Below are 22,963 nucleotides of genomic sequence, written 5' to 3'. Positions count from 1 at the left end.
TTTGCTATTACAGCGACTTCACCATCCGCAGGCTGGCGGGCAATGAGAATTGCGTCAGAGTGCGCACTTTGGATTCAACCAGCACTTCAAAACCATGACGGCGATAAAACTGCACCGCACCGGGGTTGCCGCTATCGACATCGACATGCAGCTGATCAAAGCCCGCTTGGCGCGCAGCGAAAATCACTTGGCTGAGCATGCGCGCACCGAGGCCTTGGCTGCGGTGATCTGCATGCACCGCAATCGTGCGCAAATACCAAGCGTCATTGGGCACATGTGGGAATAAAAAATCCAAATCACGCTGGCGTGAACGCAAAATATCCAGATCAAGCGCCAGGGTATGCAGCTCTATACCATCGTCAATCTGTAGTTGCGCACCATACCCGGCAGGGTAATGAAAAACCAGCGCAATAATTTCTTCCTGCACATTGCGTAACACCTGCGCATTGCGATAACTGTAACTGCCATTGGGTTCGTGCCACAGCCGCGCCAAATTCATCAGCGTCATTTCGCGTGGCAGCGCAAACCAATAGTCGTAAAAAGGGGCGTCGGATTGATAAATCAACTCCGCCGCCCGTTTGGCATCACCAGGTACTGCTAAACCTAAGTTTTCCACCATTCACCTGCGCTTTGGCTGGGTTCGCCCTGCAAAATTTGCAGCAATGTGGCACTGTCATTGGCCATCAACAGCCGCGCAGCATCGCGCTCGCCGACAAAACCTTCATTCACCGCATGTGCGACCATCGCGCGCAGCGGCACAAAATAGTCATTTGTATTCAATAACCCAATCGGCTTAGCATGCAAACCAATTTGCGCCCACGTTAAAATTTCGAATAACTCATCAAACGTACCAACACCACCGGGCATGGCGATAAAACCATCAGTCAACTCAGCCATCCGTGCTTTGCGCGTGTGCATTGAATCCACCACTTCCAGTGTTGTACACGCGCCATAACCGAGCTCGCGCTCAACCATGAACTCAGGAATCACGCCGATGACTTCGCCACCAGCTTCTAGCGCCGCTTCAGCCACCGCGCCCATCAACCCCACATGACCACCGCCATACACCAAGGTCATGCCGCGGGCGGCGATTTCTTTGCCCAAGGTTTGTGCAGCTTCACGATAAATTTCACGCGCACCCATGCGGGCACCACAAAATACGGTTACGGCTTTCATAGGCTTCCTTATTCAAACAATATTCGCGCACAAAGCGGAGAGTGGAAAACGTAGCGAGAAGCACGAGGACAAGGCATAAAAACGGCGAAAAACCGGAATGTACTCAAGTACATGAGGATTTTTAGTGTTTTTACAACGCAGACATCGTGCTTCGCAGCAGTTTTACACCGTCAGATGACAGCTTGAGGATAGGAACCTAAAACCTTAACGAAGGCCGCCACCTGTTGCAACTCCGCTAACGCAGTTTGCATATTTTCATCGTCGATATACGCTTCTACATCGGCAAAGAACACGTATTCCCACAAACCGGTTCGACTTGGACGCGACTCAAACTTGGTCATCGACACACCATTACGCGCCAAAGGCTCCGCCACTGCATGCAATGCACCGGCGCGATTCGGCGCCGAAATCACCAAAGACGTTTTGTCTTTACCCGAACGAGCCGACGATTGCGCCCCTAATACCAGAAAACGCGTGGTGTTATTGGGTTCGTCTTCGATGTTTTGTGCGAGCTTATTAAGTACGTATTTTTCAGCCGCCGCATCACCCGCAATCGCTGCGCATGTTGGGTCAAGGCTTGCCATCCGTGCGGCCTCGGCATTGCTTGATACTGAAATACGCTCAACTTGCGCGGGCAAATTCTGATTAAGCCATTCATGGCATTGCGCCAAGGCTTGTGCATGGGCATACACGCGCTCGATACCAGCCATGTTGTCACTAGCACGCAGCAAATGATGATGAATGCGCAAAACCACTTCACCACAGATTTTGAGCGAGCTGCCGACCATCAAATCCAGCGTACGCCCTACCGCGCCTTCAGTCGAATTTTCAACCGGCGCCACGGCGTAATCGGCACTGCCCGCTTCTACGACGCGAAACACCTCATCAATCGACGCGCAAGGCAAAGTATTGGCGGCATGGCCAAAATGCTTGATCGCCGCCGCCTGCGTGAAGGTGCCCTCTGGCCCCAGATAGGCGATCGTCAGCGGTTTTTCGAGCGCCAAACACGCTGACATAATTTCGCGGAACAAGCGCGCAACGGCCTCACCCGAGAGCGGACCCTGATTGATCTCTTTAATCCGCGTCAGCACTTGTGCTTCGCGCTCAGGGCGATACACCACGCCGCTGCCTTTAATCACACCAATCTGATGCGCATGCTGCGCTCGCTCGTTGATTAGCTGCAAAATTTGCGCGTCGAGCGCATCGATGGCTTCGCGATGCTGTTGTATTAATTGCAATTGTTGGTCAGACATTAACTTTTACTCGGATCAAATTTAGCAGCATCCAGAATCGACCACAGATGGATAATCCAGCCCATAAAAATCACCCACAATGCCCCAGCTAGCACAAACATTAGTATGGCTTTCAGTAAGCGACCTTGTAGCAATTGCCCCAAGCCGGGAAGAAAGAAACTGCACAGCGCAGCGATCACATTACCGCCAGAACCTTGTCCAGCCATGGTCGAATCCTTGTGTTAATTAGCCATGTTGTTGCGCAAACTCAGCCATATACGCCGCCAAGGCTTGGCAGCCCGCCAGCGGCATTGCGTTGTAAATCGACGCGCGCATCCCGCCAACTGAGCGGTGGCCTTTCAATTGCAATAAATGACGCTCCTCCGCGCCTGCGAGGAACTGAGCATCCAATTGGCTATCGGCCAAAGTAAATGGAATATTCATTCGCGAGCGATCGGCCAGTGCTGTTGGGCAATGATAGAAACCGTTCGATGCATCAATCGCCGCGTACAGCACATTGGCTTTCTCGATATTTTTGGCTTCCATTGCCGCCAAACCGCCTTGCGCCAGCAGATGTTTGTAAACCAAACCAGCGACATAAATACCGAACGACGGTGGCGTGTTGTACATCGAGCCGTTATCAGCAAAGGTTTTGTAGTTGAGCATCGTGGGTGTCTCGCTGCGCGCCTTACCCAATAAGTCCTCGCGCACAATACTCACCGCCACGCCAGATGGGCCCATATTTTTTTGCGCGCCGGCATAAATCATCCCGAACTGGCTAACATCAACTGGACGCGACAAAATATTGGACGACATATCGCAAATCAGCGGCACGCCATTCGATTGAGGAATGAAGTTAAACTCAACACCGCCAATGGTTTCATTGCTGCAATAGTGCAAAAATGCCGCGTCTTTGCTGCGCTGCCAAGTTGCTTCGTCTGGCACATAGCTGAAGTTTTTATCTTCACTGCTGGCGGCAATATTGACCTTGGCATAGCGGCTGACTTCTTTGATCGCCACTTTCGACCAATGACCGGTATTCACAAAATCAACGGTACTATCAGCGGCAGCAAAGTTAAACGGCAGCATTGCAAATTGCAGATGCGCGCCGCCTTGTAAAAACAGCACTTTGTAATTACTCGGAATACCGAGCAAAGTGCGCAGGTCAGCTTCGGCCTCGGCCAGAATTTGGCCAAACTCTGGGCCACGATGGCTCATTTCCATCACGCTCATGCCTGAACCATGCCAATCGAGCAATTCAGCCTGCACTTGGCGCAAAACTTCGGGAGGCAATACCGCAGGGCCAGAGGAAAAATTAAAAACTTGAGTCATAAAGCCAATCTCTTGAACAGTGAGTACTTATCAATCAAGCGCTAGCAGCCAGCGATGATTAATGCATTTAAGCGAGTAAAAAATGCGCCCGCGCCATCGCCACAGGCTTGGCCGGATCATCTTGCCAAGCAGTCATCAATACATTAGCAACGCGCTTACCTTGGCGCACGATGTCGCAGCGACCATATAAATCGAGCGCCCGCGCTGAGCGCAGATAATCAATCGAAAAATCGACAATGCGGGGAATGCCCGCCGATTCACGCGCCCACATCAGATGCAACACGGCGGCGTTTTCCAGAAAGCCACCAATCACGCCACCATGAATCGCGGGCAATAAAATATTGCCGATATTTTTTTCAGCGTATGGCAGGTAAAACAGCGGCTGGCCAGCTTGTTCGCGCACCTGAACACCGAGCAGCTTGGCATAGGGTATTTGCTCTAAAGCCCTTTCCAATAATTCATACGAGGCAATACCCGTGCAAAGTTCTGTCATAGGCTGCGTCATGCGGCTTCCCCTTTATCACTACCGGTGCGCGCAAATGTGGCCACCGAATGCGCGACGGGTTTGGCTGGGTCTTCTTGATAGGCGGTGGCGCGCGTAAAGGCAATTGAGTCGGTTAGCCGATAGCATTCGGCCGTGCAATACAGCGGTAAATCAGGCTTGGCGGGGCGCAAATAATCGATGCGCAAATCAAGTGTGGCAGCAGCTTCCGGCATGTGCAGCAAGGTGTACAGTGCAACGCCCGAGGAAGTATCAATCAGCGAAGTCACCACGCCACCATGGAGCACGCTGGTTTCTGGGTTGCCGATCAGTTCGGGTTTGAAGGGCAATTTAATCGTGACTTTACCCTTTTCCGCCGCAACCAATTCCAGCCCCAGCGTTTTGCAGTGCGGCAAAGCCATAAACCACGGCCCGACTTGGGCAAAAAAATCGGGATTTGCCACGGGTAACCATAAGCTATTCATCGCAAATCCCTCTTTCGTGAGTCTTTTTACATTAATGACGTTTATTCAGCAGCATCACCAGCTGAAGCTGCATCCGCGGCAGGGGTATCTGTAGCAGCAGCGTCGCTGATTGCGCCCTCTGCATCAATACCCTCTTCCTCGTCTTCTGGTTCGCAGACTTTTTCTAGACCCGACAATTGCTCGCCATCGTCCAGATTAATCAAGCGCACACCTTGTGCTGAGCGGCCGGTTTCGCGAATTTGCGAGACTTTCGTACGGATCAACACACCACCGGTGGTAATCAGCATCACGTCGTCGGTATCCTCCACCAGACTCGCCGCAACCAGTTTCAAGCCAGTCTTGTCGGTCAAGTCCATCGCGATCACGCCTTGCGTGCCGCGACCAGACAGACGGAAGTCACCCACTGGCGTACGTTTACCGTAACCGCCATTGCTGGCAGTCAAGACCATTTGTGCATCCGAATTAGCTACCAACAAGGAGATCACTTTCTGATCTTCACCCAGCTTCATGCCGCGCACACCTTTCGAGTTACGACCCATTGGGCGTACTTTACTCTGGCTAAAGCGTACTGATTTACCCGCATCAGAGAACAGCATGACTTGATCGTCGTCGATACCAACTGCATCGCCAGCATCTTCTGCGCCCTCATCATCGATCACGACATCTTCATCTGCAGCGTCATCTTCGAGCACTGCACCACCCGCACCACGCGTCAACGCCACCCCGACTAGATAATTACCTTCATCCAGATTGATCGCGATAATGCCGCGCTTCATCGGGCGAGAGAAATCAGTGAGCGGAGTTTTCTTCACCGTACCATCGGCGGTCGCCATAAAGACGTATTTGTCTTCGCTGAAGTCTTTGATTGGCAAGATGGCGTTGATTTTTTCGCCTTCTTCGAGCGGCAGCAAATTAATAATCGGCTTACCGCGGCTGGTACGACCGCCTTGTGGCAACTCGTAGACTTTCAGCCAATAAACGCGCCCACGCGAGCTAAAGCACAAGATGTAATCGTGGGTATTGGCAATAAACAGGCTGTCGATAAAGTCATCGTCTTTGGTCGCCGCCGCTTGCTTACCGCGGCCGCCGCGTTTCTGCGAACGATATTCTTCGACTGGCGTGGTTTTCATATAGCCGCCATGCGTCAGCGTCACGACCATATCTTGCGGAGTAATCAAGTCTTCCAGACAAATATCTTCGCCATGAGCGACGATTTCAGAACGACGTACATCACCGTAATTGGCTTTTACTTCAGTCAATTCATTGTGAATAATCTCGGTCACACGCTCGGCGCGAGCCAAGATATCGAGCAAATCAAGGATCTTATCCATGACTTCTTTATATTCGCCGACAATCTTGTCTTGTTCCAGACCCGTCAAACGCTGCAAACGCATCTGCAAGATTTCTTGTGCTTGCACATCCGACAAGCGATAGCCAGTGCCCGTTAGACCAAACTCTTCACCCAGACCATCAGGGCGCGATGCATTGATATCAGTGCGCGACAGCATGTCTTCGACCAGCGCAGAGCGCCATTCGCGACTCATCAAGGCGATTTTAGCTTCCGGTGGTGTTGCGGCCGCTTTGATCAGCGCGATCATCTCGTCGACGTTCGACAACGCAACAGCCAAGCCTTCGAGTACATGGCCACGCTCACGCGCTTTACGCAATTCAAACACAGTGCGGCGCGTTACCACTTCGCGGCGATGCTTCAGGAAACATTCAAGAACTTGTTTCAGATTCAACAGGCGTGGCTGGCCATCCACCAGCGCCACCATATTGATACCGAAACTATCTTGTAATTGCGTATGCTTAAACAGATTGTTGAGCACCACGTCGGCCATTTCGCCGCGTTTGAGCTCAATCACGACGCGCATACCGGATTTATCTGATTCATCGCGCAGATCAGAAATACCTTCTAGCGTTTTCTCGCGCACCAGCTCGGCAATCCGCTCAAGCAGGCGTGCTTTATTCACTTGATACGGTAGCTCGTCGACAATGATCGCCTGACGATCGCCATTTTTGCCGCAATCTTCAATATGCGTGCGCGAGCGCATCACCACGCGACCACGGCCCGTGCGGTAGCCTTCACGCACACCATGCACGCCGTAAATAATACCGGCGGTTGGGAAATCGGGCGCAGGGATGATGTCAATTAGCTCATCAATCGAGAGATCAGGATTGGCCAACAAGGCCAATGAAGCATCAATCACTTCGGTCAGATTGTGCGGCGGAATATTAGTCGCCATACCAACCGCAATACCAGACGAGCCATTAATTAATAAGTTCGGAATCCGAGTCGGTAAAACTGTAGGCTCTAACTCTTTTTCATCGTAGTTAGGCGTAAAATCAACGGTTTCTTTATCGATATCAGCCAGCAGCTCGCTGGAAACCTTTTCCAAACGGCACTCGGTATAACGATAAGCAGCCGCGCGGTCACCATCGATCGAACCGAAGTTACCTTGACCATCGATCAGTGTGTAACGCAGCGAAAAATCTTGCGCCATCCGCACGAGTGCTTCATAAGCCGCCGAGTCGCCATGCGGGTGGTATTTACCCAGCACATCACCAATCACGCGCGCGCATTTGACGTAAGGGCGATTCCAGACATTGCTGCTCTCGTGCATCGCAAACAAAATACGACGGTGCACGGGCTTTAGGCCGTCACGGACATCAGGTAGCGCACGACCCACAATGACGCTCATGGCGTAATCGAGGTAGGAATGCCGCATTTCCTCTTCAAGGCTAACGGGGATGGTTTCTTTGGCAAAACTAAATTGTTCGGACATGCGTTTGGCGTTTTCTTTAAGTTTGTATCAGACTGTCGAGTTACTCTAGCCGCAAGGGCCACGTGCTATCGAATGCAATCCAACAAGGATGGAAAAATACCACTTAGAGCAGCTCGCGATTTTAGCACAGCCAAGCTCTTGCACCAATGCCAGCTCAACCTGTAAGCAGAATGTGCATTTGTTTACAGAAATAAAGTTGCCCACTGTAGGCTTATGCTAATAAAATAACATCAATAGAAAACTAAGCACGTTTGCAGGTGCAAAATTTAGCATTGGTTTTGATGTATTTCATTCCATTGTGATTATTTTGTATTTGAATCTCCTGCAAGTACTGCTAAATTACATTAGCAATCTATTAATGACATGCGGTTTCAAGAGCTGTCTGACATCATAAATTGAAGCTTTATTAACGGAGAACCACTTCATGATCAAGCAATCTATCGCTTCACTTGCAATCGTTGCAGCTTTCGCTTCATTCGGCGCACAAGCGGCTACTGATGCATACGTGACTAACAGCACCAACGTTTCTGATGCAAATCCAGAAGGCGTAGTTAAAAACGGTATCGGCGAATGCTGGCAAACAGGTTCTTGGAGCGCTGACAAAGCAGTTAAAGGCTGCCCAGGCTACGTAGAACCAACAGTTGCCACTCCAGCACCAAAACCTGCTCCTGTAGTTGTTGCGCCAAAACCTGTTGCAACTAAGAAACAATTCACTCTGAAATCTGACGCATTGTTCGATTTCAACAAAGCAACTCTGAAACCAGCTGGTAAAGATGCGCTGGATGCATTGGTTGTAGAAGTTAAAAACCTGAAACCAACTGAAGGTTCAGCGATTGTAGTTGGCTACACTGACCGTATCGGTTCAGAAAAATACAACCAAGCCTTGTCTGAGCGTCGGGCAGAAGCTGTTCGTGCTTACTTGGTTGCTCAAGCTCCAAACGCGGCTGACATGATCAAAGCTGAAGGTCGTGGCGAAGCTAATCCAGTGACTGGTGACACTTGCAACAACATCAAAGATAGCAAGAAAACTCGTGCTAAATTGGTTGAGTGCTTGGCTCCTGATCGTCGCGTAGAAGTTGAAGTAAACGGCGTTACTGTTGAAACCGTAGAAGTTAAATAATATTTAGCTACTATGCAAAAAGCCCCGCTTGCGGGGCTTTTTTTATTGTTAATATTCACAGCGAAACCAATAGCCCATGTCTAAATATAAAACTCATGCTGGCTTGTCAGCGCTTGTTTTTGCCTTATCTGCACCCCACGCTTTAGCCGATAGTGCGAGCGAGCTGCAAAAATACCTCAATACCACGCAAAGCCTGAGTGCCAGCTTTACACAATCGGTTCGTCAAAAGTCAGGTAAAACCGAAAACTCTACTGGCCAATTTCAATTAGTTCGCCCCGGCAAATTTAAATGGGTCTATGCGCAGCCCTATAACCAGGAAATCATTAGTAACGGACAACAAGTCTGGCTCTACGACCTTGATCTTGCCCAGGTCACCATTAAACCTGTTAGCAAGGCCCTAGAGGCCAGCCCTGCGGCGATCCTGACGGGCAACAATAATCTGAGCAAAAGCTTTGACCTAAAATCACTGCCAAGCAAAAATGGCCTGGACTGGGTAGAACTTAGTCCTAAAAATAAAGATGGGAGTTTTGCCCAAATTCGAATTGGTTTAAGCAAAGGACAACTAGATAGGATGGAGCTAGATGATCAATTTAATCAAACCACCACCATCCAATTTAGTAAACTACAGCAAAATCAGCCCATAGCAGCCAGCGTTTTCAACTTTAGCCCCCCTAAGGGAGCGGACATCATCCGTGAGTGATTTATTTTCCAGCCGCTATCACGAGCCACTAGCCGAACGACTCCGCCCCAGCACCGCTGCGGATGTAGTGGGCCAACAGCACTTACTTGGCCAAGGCAAACCCCTTGCACTTGCACTAGCCAGTGGGCAAGCACATTCGATGATTTTATGGGGCCCACCGGGCGTAGGTAAAACCACCCTCGCCCGCCTATTGGCACGCGAGTTTGGCGCTGAATTATTGGCCATTTCTGCCGTATTTTCTGGTGTAAAAGACATACGAGCGGCAATGGAGCAAGCGCAGCAATTTCATCAATTGGGCAAACGGACCATTTTGTTTGTTGATGAAGTCCACCGCTTTAACAAAGCCCAGCAGGATGCATTTTTACCTTACGTTGAATCGGGCTTAGTGACCTTCATTGGCGCCACCACCGAAAATCCGTCGTTTGAGGTCAACGCCGCCTTACTTTCTCGCGCACAAGTGTATGTACTGCAATCGCTCAGCGTAAACGAGCTTGATGCATTGATTAGCCGCGCGCTACTACATTTAGAACACCCAATCGACATTAGCGCCGAAGCTCGCCAAGCCCTCTGTCTGGCCGCCGATGGTGATGGACGACGCTTGCTGAATCTGATTGAGCAAGTACAGCAAGCCGCTCAGGCAGCGCAATGCGCAGACATAGACATCGCTTTTCTCAATAATGCCCTCAGCAGCAACGGTCGGCGCTTTGATAAAGGTGGCGATCAGTTTTACGATCAGATCTCCGCACTGCACAAATCAGTGCGTGGCTCCAATCCCGATGCTGCGCTCTATTGGCTAACGCGCATGCTCGACGGCGGAGTTGATGCGCGCTATTTATCACGCCGCTTAGTACGGATGGCATGGGAAGACATCGGTTTAGCCGACCCGCGTGCAATGCAAATCGCCAACGATGCCGCCACCACTTTTGAGCGACTTGGCTCCCCCGAAGGCGAGCTCGCCTTGGCGCAAGCAACGATTTACCTTGCCATTGCGCCAAAATCTAACGCAGGCTATCTCGCTTACAAAGCCGCCAAAGCATTAGTCAGCCAAGATCAATCGCGCCCGGTGCCCAACCATTTGCGCAACGCGCCTACCAAACTGATGAGCCAGTTAGGTCACGGCAGTGAGTATCGCTACGCCCATGATGAGCCTGAAGGCTATGCTGCGGGCGAAAATTATTTCCCGAGCGGCTTGGAGAACACTCAATTCTACCAACCGGTGCCACGTGGCTTAGAAAGCAAAATTGCGGAAAAATTGCGCCACCTGAAAGAGCTCGATGCGCAATGGCATCAAGAAAACAGCTAGATACCCAAGGCAGTATTTTATCGAAGAGCTACTATTGCATAACCTCCATGGCAATACCTATGCAAATAATTTAATCCAGCGCTTTCACGCCGAGGCACTACGTAGTACAGGCGCCTTGGTGTAAAATCGTGCTATCTAATTCAATTTTCAGACCCAATCTCGATGATCGACATTCAACTACTTCGCACCGATTTGCCCGCCGTTGCCACCCGTCTAGCCGCACGCAAATTTGAACTCGACACAGTGGCATTCCAAGCCATGGAAGACGAGCGCAAAGTGCTGCAAACCCGCATGCAAGACCTGCAGGCCAAGCGCAATAGTACGTCTAAACAAATTGGCGCCGCCAAAGCTAAAGGCGAAGATGTCAGTGCGATCATGGCCGAAGTGGCCAATCTGGGTGATGAGTTGAAAGCGGCGGAAACGGCCTTCGCTGAGTTGGCCGATAAATTAAATGCCTTGCTGCAAACCATACCCAATCTACCTGCCGATGAAGTTCCGACTGGTGTCGATGAATCTGGCAACTTGGAAGTTGCACGCTGGGGCACACCGAAAGCCTTTGATTTTGAAATTAAAGATCATGTCGATTTAGGTGAACCATTGGGCCTCGATTTCACCACCGGCACCAAACTATCGGGCAGCCGCTTTACCGCCTTGCGCGGCCCAATCGCCCGCCTGCACCGTGCACTGACTCAGTTTATGCTCAACACCCACACCCTCGATCACGGCTATGAAGAGGTGTATGTGCCCTACTTGGTCAACAGCGCCTCAATGACAGGCACCGGCCAGCTGCCAAAATTTGAAGAAGACCTCTTCAAAGTACCGCGCGCGGATGCCGAGCCTTTGTACCTGATCCCAACCGCTGAAGTGCCAGTAACCAACTTCGTACGTGACGAAATCGTTAAAGCAGATACTTTGCCGCAAAAATATGTTGCACACACCCCGTGCTTCCGCTCCGAAGCGGGCTCCTACGGCCGTGATGTACGTGGCATGATCCGCCAGCATCAGTTTGATAAAGTCGAGCTGGTACAAATCGTTCACCCGGAAAAATCAAACGAAGCGCTCGAGGAGTTGGTTGGCCACGCCGAGAAAATCTTGCAATTGCTTGAATTACCCTACCGCAAAATGCTGTTGTGCACGGGTGATATGGGCTTTGGTAGCAGCAAAACCTACGATTTGGAAGTGTGGCTGCCCGCGCAAAATACTTACCGCGAAATCTCTAGCTGCTCAAGCATGGGTAGTTTCCAAGCTCGCCGTATGCAGGCTCGCTTTAAAAACGAAGCTGGTAAAAATGAGCTGGTCCACACTCTGAATGGCTCTGGCCTTGCAGTCGGTCGCACCTTGGTCGCCGTGCTGGAAAACTATCAAAACGCCGATGGCAGCATTACGGTGCCTGCAGTGCTGCGCCCATACCTTGGCGGTCAAGAGACTTTAACGGCCTAAGCCGTTTGTTGCTCTCACCACGCACAGCGCACCGAATGGTGCGCTTTTTTTGCGCCCACAGTAAGACTAGGTTAGGCTAAGTTCAATTCAATCTGAGCTAAGGCCATGACAAGCACAACACTCTGGCTCATTGCCGCCACCGCGCTAATCGCGCTCGAACTCTTCACCACCACCTTTTACTTGCTCGCCATCGCGGCTGGTTTCCTCGCCGCAGCCGCAGCGAGTAGCCTGCAATTGAGTATTGGCTGGCAAATTATCATCGCCAGCCTCGTCAGTCTGGTTGCGGGCTATTTAATCAAACAATGGAAAAATTCCCGCTGCACTCCAAGCGAGATGGTCAACGATGACATTGGCAAAATTGTCACCATCGAAGCCTGGCTCGATGAGAGACGCGCCAGAATTCACTACCGAGGCAGCCATTGGGATGCTGTTTTGGCAAACGATTGCACGCAAAGCGATACAGCTACCTGGTATATCACCTCAAGCCATGGCAGCCAATTTAAAATTTCAAATACCCCACCTAAATCTTAAGACATAAGGAGTTCGGCATGACAATCGAGTTTTCTTTAATTTTTCTGGTGGCCGTGATTATTTTCATCGCCAAAACCTTCAAAATCGTCCCACAACAAACTGCTCTCATTATCGAGCGCCTCGGGCGTTTTCATGCGGTGCTGGCTCCGGGACTGAATTTTGTCATCCCATTTGTTGATCGCGTAGCCTACAAACACAGCCTTAAAGAAATCCCGCTCGATGTGCCCAGCCAGGTGTGTATCACCCGCGATAACACTCAGCTACAAGTCGATGGCATTTTATACTTTCAAGTACTAGACCCACGCCTAGCCTCCTACGGCACCTCTGATTATGTTTTAGCCATCAGCCAGCTGGCGCAAACAACATTACGCTCTGTGATCGGTAAATTGGAGCTCGACAAAACCTTTGAAGAGCGTGATGAAATCAATCGCACCGTCGTGGCCGCACTCGACGAGGCCGCCACTAGCTGGGGCGTGAAAGTATTGCGCTACGAAATTAAAGATTTAACGCCACCACAGGCCATTTTGCACTCCATGCAGCAGCAAATCACCGCCGAACGAGAAAAGCGCGCCCGCATTGCCCAATCTGAAGGGGTAAAACAAGAGCAAATCAATCTGGCCACTGGCCAGCGCGAAGCCGCAATCCAAAAATCGCAAGGTGATATGCAAGCCGCTATCAACCAATCGGAAGGCGAGCGCCAAGCGCAAATCAATCGCGCCACCGGTGAGGCAGAAGCACTGCGCCTGGTCGCCCACGCCACCGCCGAAGCGATTCAAGCGGTAGCAAAAGCCATCGAACAACCGGGGGGCGTTCAGGCAATTAACCTGAAAGTGGCGGAACAATATGTCAGCGCTTTTGGCAATATTGCAAAACAAGGCAACACCATGTTGCTACCAGGTAATGCAGCCGATATCGCCAGCATGGTCGCAACGGCTATGAATGTGGTTCAAGCAGCAAAAAACTAAAAAAGCGCCTAAGCTTAAAAAAGTTCAAGCAGGAGGAAACCCCATGTCCGACAAGAAATACCGCCTGGTCACCCGCAGTGATTTTGACGGCTTAGTCTGCGCTGTATTGCTCAATGAACTTCAAATGATTGACGACATACTATTTGTACATCCCAAAGATATGCAGGATGGCAAAATTGCGATTAACGATAATGACATCACCACCAATCTGCCGTATGTCGCGGGTGCCTATCTGGCTTTCGATCATCATCTTTCAGAAACAATTCGTAATTCTGCTGGCAACAGCAATCATATTATCGACCCCGCTGCTCCGTCTGCAGCCAGAGTGGTTTATGACTACTACGGCGGCAAAGAGCGCTTTGCGAATATTTCAGACGATATGATGCTGGCGGTGGATAAAGCCGACTCAGCAGAATTCACTCGTGAGGAGATTTTGAACCCTAGCGGATGGGTACTACTCAATTACTTGATGGATGCCCGCACAGGATTAGGACGGTTTCGCAGCTTCACGATTTCTAACTATCAATTAATGATGGATTTAATCAAGTACTGTCACAACCATTCCATTGAAGAAATTTTGGCACTACCTGACGTGGTCGAGCGCATAGAGCTATACCAAGAGCACGCACCATTAGCCAAAGAGCAAATCAAGCGCTGTAGTCGCATTTATGACAATCTGGTGGTGCTCGATTTACGGGAAGAAGACACCATTTACGCAACCAATCGCTTCATGATTTATGCGATGTACCCGCAGTGTAATATTTCAATTCATGTGATGTGGGGCGTACAGCAGCGAAACACCGTATTTGCTACTGGTAAATCGATTATTAATCGCACATCGCAAACTAATATTGGCGCATTGATGCTGCAATATGGCGGTGGCGGCCACGAGAATGCAGGCACTTGCCAAGTTGCCAATGAAGCCGTTGATGCTACATTGCGCGAACTCATGCTCAAAATTACTGCGGATGGCTAAATATCATCACGCAAAAAAGCCGGCTGCAAAGCCGGCTTTTTTGCCCCATTAGATCAATTAAGGATATACAGCCCCTTGCACAGCCAAAAGACCCAATCGACCAGGTACTGGCTTCATCTCAACATGGTGATAAGGCAAAGTTTTCAGATCCAGCGCTTGCACTAGCGCGCTTAGATTCACTAAATGATAGCCTTGCGCTTTCCAATCACTTAGCAATTGCCCAACTTGCTCAGCATACTGCGCATCATAGTCAGCAGCTAGATTAAACACATGCAGTGCCTGTTCTTGCTCTAAGGTTGCATGCTTGAGCTGCTCAAAAGCCTGCTCTACTCCTAGCTGCGGAATCAATTCTTCTAGCATTGGCAAGGTAACAGGCAGTTGCGGGCAACGGATATACTCGCCCTGCACAATTGGCCAAAAAGGGGTTTGTCCACGGCAATCACTCGCATAATTGAGCTGATGCAATTGATGCAAGCGCAAAGCAGTTCGATTAATCTGCCAGCCGGAGGCGGCATGAGAACGCGGCCGCTGCCCCATTATTTTCTCAAATCCAGCCAGCGTCTCGGCATAGGCATCACGCGTCAAGGCCGAGTCCATCTTCACAATGCTTGCCTGCCAACAATGTCTTTGTGCAGGTCGCACACCATGCTCGAATACTTCATCCGTTAATTCACGCATGGCATTCTCTGCCAATCGATTTAAATTACGTGAAGGAAGCAAACTGCCCGCGAGCAATGCAGCCAAACCATAACGCTGCTTGATAGGCACATGGCTCATCCCCGCCACCTTGCGTAAATAGCGCATGGGGCGCAGCAAAGAGCCATTTTTCTCTTTACCCAAGGCCCAAAAAAAAGTGGCACCAGCTTGATTTGCTCGTAAAACGGGGATTAATTTAGGCAAGCCAATTTCAATGGCCACGGAAGTATCAACATCGATCTTTAGAGCAATCAGCTTCATGAATCCGCTTAAGTATAGTCAGGGCAGCAAAGCCGACAGTTTAATGGATTTAAGCGTGAACCTGAATAATCTCAAGGCCCAATTCATACAAAGATGTCACTTTCAATTGATGACTACGCCGAACCCGTACGCGTGCCGCAAACGGCTCGCGTCGCATTCCGGCAGCACGAGCGGGCATGACGTAGATATCAAATTCTTCATCTGGTCGTGGCACGTAGCTGGTTTGGACAGTCATCCCCGTTACGCTCAGGTCGGTGCATTCGCCATAAAATGGCAAACCTAAATCCAGCGGCCGGATCTTTACCTTGCAATTGACAGCGACCCGCAATGCCCCACGCTGATCCCGATCTCTCAAGCCGACACTCATCCCAAACCCATAATCGTTATTTCGAAACAAAATCTTAACGTGCCACAAGAGCAGCGCAAAGTACCGACTATCAGTCCAACTAGTTTATGCTATATGTGAGTTGTATATTGACAGCAATGACATCCACATCAAGGAGACGGCGATGTCCAGCATTACCTCAGCAATGAATTTCAGCACGACCGTATCACAAACGATCTTTCAAGGCTCCCAACAAGCAGCAAAAGCCATCAACGATGGCGCCGAGCGTCTCGATCGAAAAAAAGAAACCATCTCACAGCAAGGTCTGCAAAACATTCAAGAGCGCCAAGCAACTGCTCAGCGAATGGATGAAGCACGCAATAAAATTGATACTTTTGCCTAAAATTTATCATTTTATTTTTCAAATGCTTAGCAAAAAAGCGCCATAAATGGCGCTTTTTTCATACGAAAACCAGTCCGAAACAGTTGACGAGCTGCCACTTGGCATGTTTTAATCCGGCCTCTCTCAAGCGAGGGGCGATAAAGCTTCTAGCGAAAGGGTCGTTAGCTCAGTTGGTAGAGCGTCTGCCTTACAAGCAGAATGTCGGCGGTTCGACCCCGTCACGACCCACCACTCACTTAAGAGAACATTTATACCACTGCGGAGTGGTAGTTCAGTTGGTTAGAATACCGGCCTGTCACGCCGGGGGTCGCGGGTTCGAGTCCCGTCCACTCCGCCAAAAGTATAGACATTGGGTCGTTAGCTCAGTTGGTAGAGCGTCTGCCTTACAAGCAGAATGTCGGCGGTTCGACCCCGTCACGACCCACCACTTCACCATTGTGAAGCAAGTAGCAAAAAATCAATACCACTGCGGAGTGGTAGTTCAGTTGGTTAGAATACCGGCCTGTCACGCCGGGGGTCGCGGGTTCGAGTCCCGTCCACTCCGCCACCAGTTTTGATCGTTTCAAAATTGGGTCGTTAGCTCAGTTGGTAGAGCGTCTGCCTTACAAGCAGAATGTCGGCGGTTCGACCCCGTCACGACCCACCACTTCACTCTTGTGAAGCAAGTAGCAAAAATCAATACCACTGCGGAGTGGTAGTTCAGTTGGTTAGAATACCGGCCTGTCACGCCGGGGGTCGCGGGTTCGAGTCCCGTCCACTCCGCCACCAGTTTTGATTGTTTCAAAATTGGGTCGTTAGCTCAGTTGGTAGAGCGTCTGCCTTACAAGCAGAATGTCGGCGGTTCGACCCCGTCACGACCCACCACTTCACCATTGTGAAGCAAGTAGCAAAAAATCAATACCACTGCGGAGTGGTAGTTCAGTTGGTTAGAATACCGGCCTGTCACGCCGGGGGTCGCGGGTTCGAGTCCCGTCCACTCCGCCACCAGTTTTGATCGTTTCAAAATTGGGTCGTTAGCTCAGTTGGTAGAGCGTCTGCCTTACAAGCAGAATGTCGGCGGTTCGACCCCGTCACGACCCACCACTACATTTGCTGCCCAATGCCGAAAGGCATTTTTTTTCGCCCAGAAAAAACCAAGGCTTAAGCAAATGGCGCCCACTACAGCAACACATTTGCAGACCACTGCGGAGTGGTAGTTCAGTTGGTTAGAATACCGGCCTGTCACGCCGGGGGTCGCGGGTTCGAGTCCCGTCCACTCCGCCAATTCGCTTCAATTCAATTTATGCCAAATCAATTGTTGTTAGTAAACTAACGACGGCAGCATTTGATCGCCATCCCTCAGCATTAGCGCTAAACTGCAAAGCAAAATAACACCACTTGCTGATTGCATAGCAAATATGACCACTGAAACCACTAATCCTAGCAAAGCCGTCACTTGGCATGGCTACCAATGCCATCGCAGCCAATTATTTGCGCTTGGGCTTAGCCTTTTGATTAGCTGGAGTTTATTACTGGTCAATTACAATTTAACCAGCTTTAGCTGGGCGCTACTCTTAGCGATGGCCTTTGCCAATGCCGGTGTAATTACCTGGTCGATACTGGTATCAAAGTCCAAACCAGAAAAAACATACACTGAAACACAAACCACCATTGTTCCACCAGCCGACCCGACTGATGTGCTGGCTGGTGTACCTGATTTGCTGTGGACTATCGACTACGCCAGTCGTCGGGTGAGCTCTCACAATGAAGCGCAAATTCCGCATCACCCAGCTGGTAGCCAGTTTGCCAAGCTAGCCACCATTTTCCCTGCCCGAGTTTCCAGACAATACCTGGAAACGCTGATCGAGCTACAAAACACCCAAGTACCCACCCGCTTCGAATACACTCTGGGCAATGAGCAGCAGCAACATACCTTTGAAGCACGACTTACTCCACTGAGCCATCGCGATTGTGTGGTGGTGATTCGCGACATTTCGCACATCAAAGCCACAGAAGCCGCTCTTTTTAAGCAACAGTTATTTACCCAACAAATTATCGACTCCAGCCCGAACCTGATTTTTATCCGTGATCGTCACGGTCGCTTCCTACTGGTCAATCAAGCAACACAAACCCTACTGGGGCATGACCTGCTAGTTCATTCTCACATGGGTCTTGATGAAGATACCCCGATACTCAGCGCCGGCGATGATGAAGTATTTGAAAAAGGTGCCACGATTCGGCGCGAAGACCACTGCACATTATCCAGCGGTAGAACACACTGGTTTGACATTACCAAGCTACCCGTTGAGCGCGAAGGTAAAACCTATATTTTAAGCATCGCCATCGACATTACTGCCCAAAAAGAAAATGATATCGCCAAAACCGATAGCACAATGCTGGTTCGCGCTATGGCACATGCGCTCCCACATGCGTTTATGCTGGTGCAGCATGGGCAAATTCTATTTGCCAACCACGCTGCTTGCCAGCGTTTAGGCCTACCACCCGAGCAACTGATCGGCGAACCACTCAACACCATCTGCACCGAACCAACGGCTTCTTTAGCCACAGTGCAACTGCAGCTATTTAGTACGCAAGGCGAAGAAATCAACTGCCACATTTGCCAGTTAGACGCCCCCGCTGGCGCAGGGCACTTACTCACCTTGCACTAAATCCTTGCCCGCCTGCCGCGCGTGATAAAATCGCCAGCTTGATTTCATCAGCACACTGCAGCGGCAATGACTCTTTCTCTTCGCGATCTTCAGCCTTTACGCGCCCAGCTGGGCGACTGTCAAACCAGTGACCGCCATCCCCTGTCGCGGCTGATCAGCCAGATGGGTGATCGCATCAAACGCAATCAGCCTACTGATCAATTGCAGGCGCAATTTGCCGCAGGCGTTGAAAAATCACTCGCAAAAACCGCCATTCGACGTGAGAAGTTACCGACGCCAGAATACGATGATTTTCTGCCGGTCAATCAGCGCCGAGACGAGCTTAAAGCCGCGATTGCCAAACACCAAGTCGTGATCGTCTGCGGTGAAACCGGCTCGGGTAAAACCACGCAGCTGCCGAAAATCTGTCTGGAGCTGGGTCGTGGTGTACACGGCCTAATCGGCCACACGCAGCCACGCCGCTTGGCCGCGCGCTCGGTCGCCAGCCGCATTGCGCAAGAATTAAAGTCTGAAATCGGTCATTACGTCGGCTACAAGGTGCGCTTTACCGATAAAAGTTCGCCTGCCAGTTATATCAAGCTAATGACCGACGGTATTTTGCTCGCTGAGTCATTGAGTGATCGTTTTCTCAATAATTACGACACCATCATCATCGACGAGGCGCACGAGCGCAGCCTGAACATCGACTTTTTGCTCGGCTATTTGAAGCAAATCCTGCCAAAGCGCCCTGATCTGAAAGTCATCGTCACCTCGGCAACGATTGATGCCGATCGCTTTAGCAAACATTTTAACGGCGCGCCGGTACTCGAAGTGTCGGGTCGCACTTATCCAGTCGAAGTGCGCTACAAACCACTGGCCAGCACCGACGAAGACGATCAAGAAATCGAGATGGAAGAAGCCATCGCCAACGCGGTCGACGAGCTATGGCGGCGCGATGGCAGCGGCGATGTGCTGGTGTTCTTGCCCGGCGAACGCGAAATTCGCGAAACAATGGAAGAGCTGCGCAAAGCCAAGCTGCGCGACGCCGAAGTGCTACCGCTGTTTGCGCGTCTGTCGAATGAAGATCAACAACGTATCTTCCGCCCCAGCAATACTGGCCGACGTATCGTGCTGGCGACCAATGTAGCCGAGACTTCGCTGACAGTACCCGGCATCCGCTATGTGATCGACAGTGGCCAAGCGCGCATCAACCGCTACAGCCCGCGCGCCAAAGTTGAGCAATTGCTGATCGAAAAAATCTCGCAAGCCTCAGCGCGCCAGCGCTCCGGTCGTTGTGGCCGTGTCGCCAGCGGCATTTGCGTGCGCCTGTATTCGGAAGACGATTTCAACCTGCGCCCCGCGTTTACCGACCCAGAAATCGTCCGCTCCAGCCTCGCTGGCGTCATTTTGCGCATGGCTGCGTTGCGCCTAGGCCGCGTCGATGAATTTCCGTTTCTGGAAGCGCCATCGGGCAAGCTAATCGCCGACGGCTACCAGCAATTGCGCGAACTCGGCGCGGTCGATGAGCAAGATCGCCTAACCCAAATCGGCCAACAGCTCGCGCGCCTGCCGATCGACCCACGCGTCGGCCGCATGTTGCTCGCGGGGCAAGACGAAGGCTGCCTGAAGGAAATGCTGATTATTGCCTCGGGCCTGTCGCTGCAAGACCCGCGCGAGCGCCCTTTCGACGCGCGCCAAGCCGCCGATCAAGCGCATGCCAAATTTACCGAAGAAAAATCAGACTTTCTGTCCTACCTGCGCCTGTGGGATTTCTTTGAAAAACTACTCGCCGATAAAACGTCGAACCGCCAATTGGTGCAGGAATGTCACCGCAATTTCTTGTCCTACTTGCGCCTGCGTGAATGGCGCGAATTACATAAACAACTGTCAGAAATGGCGAGCGAATTGCGCTTGAACGAGAAGCCGGGCACGTTCGAGCAAATTCACAAGGCGCTGATCACTGGCCTGCTCGGCAATTTAGGCTTTAAACAGCCGGAAAACGACGAATACCTCGGCGCACGCGGGATTAAATTTAATGTTTTCCCCGGCTCTGGCCTGAAAAAAGCGCGCCCAAAATGGATTGTGGCCGCCGAACTCGTTGAAACCAGCAAGCTGTACGCGCGCTGCGTCGCGGCGATTGAGCCGGAATGGGTCGAAAAGCTCGCGCCGCATCTGATTAAAAAACAATACTTCGATCCGCATTGGAGCAAAGACAACGCACAGGTGAGCGCGTCGGAACGTATCACGCTGTATGGCTTGCCGATCGTGGCACGCAGACGGGTACACTATGGCAGTATCAACGTCGCCGAGTCGCGCGAGATTTTCATCCGCGAAGCCTTGGTGCGTTTCAATTACAACAGCAAAGCCAAATTCTTCGACCACAACTTTGCCTTGCTGCTTGACGTGGAAGAGCTGGAACACAAAGCGCGCCGCCAGGACGTACTGGTCGATGAAAACGCATTGTTCGCCTTTTTCGATGCCAAAATCCCTGCCGACATTGTCAATGGCGCGGGCTTTGAGGCTTGGCGCAAACAGGCCGAAAAGCTCAACCCGACGCTGCTGTATTTAAGTAAAGAAGACCTGATGCAGCACAGCGCCGCAGCGGTCACCGAGGAGCAATATCCGGAATTCTTCCGCCTGCAAGATGCGAAGTTGCCACTGGGGTATCGCTTTGAACCCGGCCATGTGCTTGACGGGGTAACGATTACCCTCCCCCTGCATTTGCTCAATCGCGTTAATCACGCCACTTTTGACTGGCTGGTGCCGGGCTTAATCCGCGAAAAAATCACGCTGCTGCTCAAATCGCTACCGAAACCCATCCGCCGCCTATGCGTGCCGGTGCCCGAGTTTGCGACCAAAATGATGGTCGCACTCGAAAGCGCCGACCGCGAAGCGCCGCTGTTGCCCCAGCTCGCCCAAGCAGCCACGCGCGGTTGCGGCCAGCCGGTTAGCGCCGATGATTTCAATGGCAACGATTTACCGATCCATTTGCGGATGAACTTCCGCATCGTTGACGATGCAGGCCAAGAGTTGGCGCAAGGGCGCGACCTAATCGCGATTCGTGCGCAGCTCGGTGAGGCGGCGCAACTCACCTTCCGCGACACGGCGGACGAGAGCACCGGCATCGAAAAATCGGGCATTTTGAAATGGGATTTCGGCGATCTACCCGCCAAAATCAATTTCAAACGCCACGGCAAAGCGATGACCGGCTACCCCGGCCTTGTACCGGATGAAGACGAAGCGGGTAAAGAGTGCGTGGCGATTCGGCTGTTTGACACCGAACACGCCGCCAACGAAGCCCACCGCGCGGGCGTCGTACGCTTGCTGCAGTTCGAGTTGAAAGAGCATCTCAAGCAATTGCCCAAAGCCTTGCCCAATTTCAACCAGCTCGCCATTCACTACCGCAGCTTGGGCAATAGCGACCAACTGATGGCCGATGTGATCAGTTGCATCTGCAACCGCGCCTTCTTGGGCGACGACGAAGCGCCACGCAAAAAGAAAGATTTCGATGATCAAAAGAGCCGCGCCAAAGTACGCCTGCCATCCGTCCGCGACGCGGTGCTACGCACGCTGAACGACATCGCACCCGACTTTATTGCGCTCGGCACGCTGCTTTCCAAAGGTGGCAATATCCAGAATGAGCTAAAAGCTCAGCTGGGCGAGCTGATCTACCAAGGCTTCCTCACAGCCACACCTTGGGAGCAGCTACCTCGCCTACCCGTTTACATCAAAGCGATGAAAGTGCGGCTAGAAAAACGCGCCCAAAACCCAAACCGCGACGGCCAGCGCGGAGCGGAAGTAGCTGAACTCATGCAGAGGTATGTCGCTGAAGTCGATAAGTGGCAACGTGAAGGGAGAGATACCTCAACCCTATTGCCATTTAGATGGATGATTGAGGAGTTGCGGGTTGGGCTGTTTGCGCAGGAATTGAGGACGCCGTATCCGGTGTCGGTGAAGCGGCTGGATAAGATTTGGGCGGAGATTACTAAGCGGTGATAGCTGATTTGTATTGAGGTGTAGTGTGGGTTAGGCGAAGGCGTAACCCATCTCTATCATTTGCCCATAAAAAGTATTTATTCTTGAACTTATTGGATAATGCAGCTTACAGACTGCACATCGAGGTT

Annotated in this window: 20 protein-coding genes and 10 tRNA genes; 20 read left to right on the top strand and 10 right to left on the bottom strand. The window is 51.3% G+C overall.

What is annotated here, in order from left to right; translation table 11 throughout:
* Window positions 1–7: 7 nt before the first annotated feature.
* The 8 genes from HZU75_RS14915 to gyrA form a co-directional block, all read right to left on the bottom strand.
* Entirely contained in the window at window positions 8–619 is a 612-nt protein-coding gene (locus tag HZU75_RS14915) for a GNAT family N-acetyltransferase (protein ID WP_180306782.1), read from the bottom strand.
* Complete coding sequence (locus tag HZU75_RS14910; protein ID WP_180306781.1) at window positions 604–1,176, bottom strand: LOG family protein; 573 nt, start codon at window positions 1,174–1,176, stop codon at window positions 604–606. The genes HZU75_RS14915 and HZU75_RS14910 overlap by 16 nt, the downstream gene beginning before the upstream one ends.
* A 170-nt stretch (window positions 1,177–1,346) precedes the next feature.
* Window positions 1,347–2,429: a prephenate dehydratase gene (pheA, locus tag HZU75_RS14905; protein ID WP_180306780.1), complete on the bottom strand. Its 1,083-nt coding sequence runs from the start codon at window positions 2,427–2,429 to the stop codon at window positions 1,347–1,349.
* Window positions 2,429–2,635 (bottom strand): hypothetical protein, encoded by a 207-nt coding sequence (locus HZU75_RS14900; protein WP_180306779.1) that lies wholly within the window; start codon window positions 2,633–2,635, stop codon window positions 2,429–2,431. The genes pheA and HZU75_RS14900 overlap by 1 nt, the downstream gene beginning before the upstream one ends.
* Before the next feature lie 19 nt (window positions 2,636–2,654).
* Window positions 2,655–3,740 (bottom strand): 3-phosphoserine/phosphohydroxythreonine transaminase, encoded by a 1,086-nt coding sequence (gene serC, locus HZU75_RS14895; RefSeq protein WP_180306778.1) that lies wholly within the window; start codon window positions 3,738–3,740, stop codon window positions 2,655–2,657.
* 67 nt (window positions 3,741–3,807) lie between these two features.
* Complete coding sequence (locus HZU75_RS14890) at window positions 3,808–4,245, bottom strand: PaaI family thioesterase (protein WP_228028093.1); 438 nt, start codon at window positions 4,243–4,245, stop codon at window positions 3,808–3,810.
* Complete coding sequence (locus HZU75_RS14885; RefSeq protein WP_180306777.1) at window positions 4,242–4,706, bottom strand: PaaI family thioesterase; 465 nt, start codon at window positions 4,704–4,706, stop codon at window positions 4,242–4,244. The genes HZU75_RS14890 and HZU75_RS14885 overlap by 4 nt, the downstream gene beginning before the upstream one ends.
* A gap of 41 nt (window positions 4,707–4,747) precedes the next feature.
* Entirely contained in the window at window positions 4,748–7,492 is a 2,745-nt protein-coding gene (gene gyrA, locus HZU75_RS14880) for a DNA gyrase subunit A (protein WP_180306776.1), read from the bottom strand.
* 424 nt (window positions 7,493–7,916) lie between these two features.
* Between gyrA and HZU75_RS17670 the strand changes: the two genes are divergently transcribed.
* The 7 genes from HZU75_RS17670 to HZU75_RS14845 all read left to right on the top strand — a co-directional run bounded on the left by HZU75_RS17670 (window position 7,917) and on the right by HZU75_RS14845 (window position 14,527).
* On the top strand, window positions 7,917–8,612 hold the full coding sequence (locus HZU75_RS17670; RefSeq protein WP_180306775.1) for an OmpA family protein: 696 nt from the start codon (window positions 7,917–7,919) through the stop codon (window positions 8,610–8,612).
* A 76-nt stretch (window positions 8,613–8,688) separates the two neighbouring features.
* The gene (gene lolA, locus HZU75_RS14870) at window positions 8,689–9,312 is read left to right on the top strand and encodes an outer membrane lipoprotein periplasmic chaperone LolA (protein WP_180306774.1); all 624 of its coding nucleotides are present in this window, start codon (window positions 8,689–8,691) and stop codon (window positions 9,310–9,312) included.
* On the top strand, window positions 9,305–10,615 hold the full coding sequence (locus HZU75_RS14865) for a replication-associated recombination protein A (protein WP_180306773.1): 1,311 nt from the start codon (window positions 9,305–9,307) through the stop codon (window positions 10,613–10,615). The genes lolA and HZU75_RS14865 overlap by 8 nt, the downstream gene beginning before the upstream one ends.
* 162 nt (window positions 10,616–10,777) lie before the next feature.
* Window positions 10,778–12,055, top strand: coding sequence for a serine--tRNA ligase (gene serS, locus HZU75_RS14860; RefSeq protein ID WP_180306772.1), 1,278 nt, complete (start codon window positions 10,778–10,780; stop codon window positions 12,053–12,055).
* A 105-nt stretch (window positions 12,056–12,160) separates the two neighbouring features.
* Window positions 12,161–12,586, top strand: a complete 426-nt coding sequence (locus HZU75_RS14855; RefSeq protein ID WP_180306771.1) for an NfeD family protein — start codon at window positions 12,161–12,163, stop codon at window positions 12,584–12,586.
* 17 nt (window positions 12,587–12,603) lie between these two features.
* Entirely contained in the window at window positions 12,604–13,551 is a 948-nt protein-coding gene (locus HZU75_RS14850; protein ID WP_180306770.1) for an SPFH domain-containing protein, read from the top strand.
* Window positions 13,552–13,594: 43 nt separating this feature from the next.
* A complete protein-coding gene (locus HZU75_RS14845) occupies window positions 13,595–14,527 on the top strand; it encodes an exopolyphosphatase (RefSeq protein ID WP_180306769.1) in 933 nt (310 codons plus the stop codon).
* 57 nt (window positions 14,528–14,584) lie between these two features.
* Here HZU75_RS14845 and HZU75_RS14840 read toward each other — a convergent pair whose 3' ends face one another.
* Window positions 14,585–15,484 (bottom strand): polysaccharide deacetylase family protein, encoded by a 900-nt coding sequence (locus HZU75_RS14840; protein ID WP_180306768.1) that lies wholly within the window; start codon window positions 15,482–15,484, stop codon window positions 14,585–14,587.
* Between the two features lie 49 nt (window positions 15,485–15,533).
* Window positions 15,534–15,851, bottom strand: coding sequence for a PilZ domain-containing protein (locus tag HZU75_RS14835; protein ID WP_180306767.1), 318 nt, complete (start codon window positions 15,849–15,851; stop codon window positions 15,534–15,536).
* Window positions 15,852–15,993: 142 nt separating this feature from the next.
* Here HZU75_RS14835 and HZU75_RS14830 point away from each other — a divergent pair, with 142 nt between their 5' ends.
* The 13 genes from HZU75_RS14830 to hrpA all read left to right on the top strand — a co-directional run bounded on the left by HZU75_RS14830 (window position 15,994) and on the right by hrpA (window position 22,835).
* Complete coding sequence (locus HZU75_RS14830; RefSeq protein ID WP_180306766.1) at window positions 15,994–16,212, top strand: hypothetical protein; 219 nt, start codon at window positions 15,994–15,996, stop codon at window positions 16,210–16,212.
* Between the two features lie 155 nt (window positions 16,213–16,367).
* A tRNA-Val gene (locus HZU75_RS14825) sits at window positions 16,368–16,443 on the top strand.
* A gap of 29 nt (window positions 16,444–16,472) precedes the next feature.
* Window positions 16,473–16,549, top strand: a tRNA-Asp gene (locus HZU75_RS14820).
* 14 nt (window positions 16,550–16,563) lie between these two features.
* Window positions 16,564–16,639: transfer RNA gene (locus HZU75_RS14815), tRNA-Val, on the top strand.
* Window positions 16,640–16,682: 43 nt separating this feature from the next.
* Window positions 16,683–16,759 (top strand) — tRNA-Asp (locus tag HZU75_RS14810).
* Window positions 16,760–16,782: 23 nt separating this feature from the next.
* Window positions 16,783–16,858, top strand: a tRNA-Val gene (locus tag HZU75_RS14805).
* A 42-nt stretch (window positions 16,859–16,900) separates the two neighbouring features.
* Window positions 16,901–16,977, top strand: a tRNA-Asp gene (locus HZU75_RS14800).
* A 23-nt stretch (window positions 16,978–17,000) separates the two neighbouring features.
* A tRNA-Val gene (locus HZU75_RS14795) sits at window positions 17,001–17,076 on the top strand.
* Window positions 17,077–17,119: 43 nt separating this feature from the next.
* Window positions 17,120–17,196: transfer RNA gene (locus HZU75_RS14790), tRNA-Asp, on the top strand.
* Window positions 17,197–17,219: 23 nt separating this feature from the next.
* Window positions 17,220–17,295 (top strand) — tRNA-Val (locus HZU75_RS14785).
* A 103-nt stretch (window positions 17,296–17,398) separates the two neighbouring features.
* Window positions 17,399–17,475, top strand: a tRNA-Asp gene (locus tag HZU75_RS14780).
* A gap of 134 nt (window positions 17,476–17,609) precedes the next feature.
* Window positions 17,610–18,860, top strand: a complete 1,251-nt coding sequence (locus HZU75_RS14775; RefSeq protein ID WP_180306765.1) for a PAS domain-containing protein — start codon at window positions 17,610–17,612, stop codon at window positions 18,858–18,860.
* Window positions 18,861–18,926: 66 nt separating this feature from the next.
* Window positions 18,927–22,835: an ATP-dependent RNA helicase HrpA gene (gene hrpA, locus HZU75_RS14770; protein ID WP_180306764.1), complete on the top strand. Its 3,909-nt coding sequence runs from the start codon at window positions 18,927–18,929 to the stop codon at window positions 22,833–22,835.
* Window positions 22,836–22,963 lie beyond the last annotated feature (128 nt).

Source organism: Chitinibacter fontanus, from assembly GCF_013423785.1.
Lineage (GTDB): Bacteria > Pseudomonadota > Gammaproteobacteria > Burkholderiales > Chitinibacteraceae > Chitinibacter > Chitinibacter fontanus.
This window is presented reverse-complemented; position numbering and strand designations above follow the sequence as displayed.

Excerpts from the sequence above, each read along its gene's own strand:
- HZU75_RS14915 (WP_180306782.1), bottom strand. The coding sequence starts at position 619 with ATGGTGGAAAACTTAGGTTTAGCAGTACCTGGTGATGCCAAACGGGCG.
- HZU75_RS14910 (WP_180306781.1), bottom strand. The coding sequence starts at position 1,176 with ATGAAAGCCGTAACCGTATTTTGTGGTGCCCGCATGGGTGCGCGTGAA.
- pheA (WP_180306780.1), bottom strand. The coding sequence starts at position 2,429 with ATGTCTGACCAACAATTGCAATTAATACAACAGCATCGCGAAGCCATC.
- HZU75_RS14900 (WP_180306779.1), bottom strand. The coding sequence starts at position 2,635 with ATGGCTGGACAAGGTTCTGGCGGTAATGTGATCGCTGCGCTGTGCAGT.
- serC (WP_180306778.1), bottom strand. The coding sequence starts at position 3,740 with ATGACTCAAGTTTTTAATTTTTCCTCTGGCCCTGCGGTATTGCCTCCC.
- HZU75_RS14890 (WP_228028093.1), bottom strand. The coding sequence starts at position 4,245 with ATGACGCAGCCTATGACAGAACTTTGCACGGGTATTGCCTCGTATGAA.
- HZU75_RS14885 (WP_180306777.1), bottom strand. The coding sequence starts at position 4,706 with ATGAATAGCTTATGGTTACCCGTGGCAAATCCCGATTTTTTTGCCCAA.
- gyrA (WP_180306776.1), bottom strand. The coding sequence starts at position 7,492 with ATGTCCGAACAATTTAGTTTTGCCAAAGAAACCATCCCCGTTAGCCTT.
- HZU75_RS17670 (WP_180306775.1), top strand. The coding sequence starts at position 7,917 with ATGATCAAGCAATCTATCGCTTCACTTGCAATCGTTGCAGCTTTCGCT.
- lolA (WP_180306774.1), top strand. The coding sequence starts at position 8,689 with ATGTCTAAATATAAAACTCATGCTGGCTTGTCAGCGCTTGTTTTTGCC.
- serS (WP_180306772.1), top strand. The coding sequence starts at position 10,778 with ATGATCGACATTCAACTACTTCGCACCGATTTGCCCGCCGTTGCCACC.
- HZU75_RS14855 (WP_180306771.1), top strand. The coding sequence starts at position 12,161 with ATGACAAGCACAACACTCTGGCTCATTGCCGCCACCGCGCTAATCGCG.
- HZU75_RS14850 (WP_180306770.1), top strand. The coding sequence starts at position 12,604 with ATGACAATCGAGTTTTCTTTAATTTTTCTGGTGGCCGTGATTATTTTC.
- HZU75_RS14845 (WP_180306769.1), top strand. The coding sequence starts at position 13,595 with ATGTCCGACAAGAAATACCGCCTGGTCACCCGCAGTGATTTTGACGGC.
- HZU75_RS14840 (WP_180306768.1), bottom strand. The coding sequence starts at position 15,484 with ATGAAGCTGATTGCTCTAAAGATCGATGTTGATACTTCCGTGGCCATT.
- HZU75_RS14835 (WP_180306767.1), bottom strand. The coding sequence starts at position 15,851 with ATGAGTGTCGGCTTGAGAGATCGGGATCAGCGTGGGGCATTGCGGGTC.
- HZU75_RS14830 (WP_180306766.1), top strand. The coding sequence starts at position 15,994 with ATGTCCAGCATTACCTCAGCAATGAATTTCAGCACGACCGTATCACAA.
- HZU75_RS14775 (WP_180306765.1), top strand. The coding sequence starts at position 17,610 with ATGACCACTGAAACCACTAATCCTAGCAAAGCCGTCACTTGGCATGGC.
- hrpA (WP_180306764.1), top strand. The coding sequence starts at position 18,927 with ATGACTCTTTCTCTTCGCGATCTTCAGCCTTTACGCGCCCAGCTGGGC.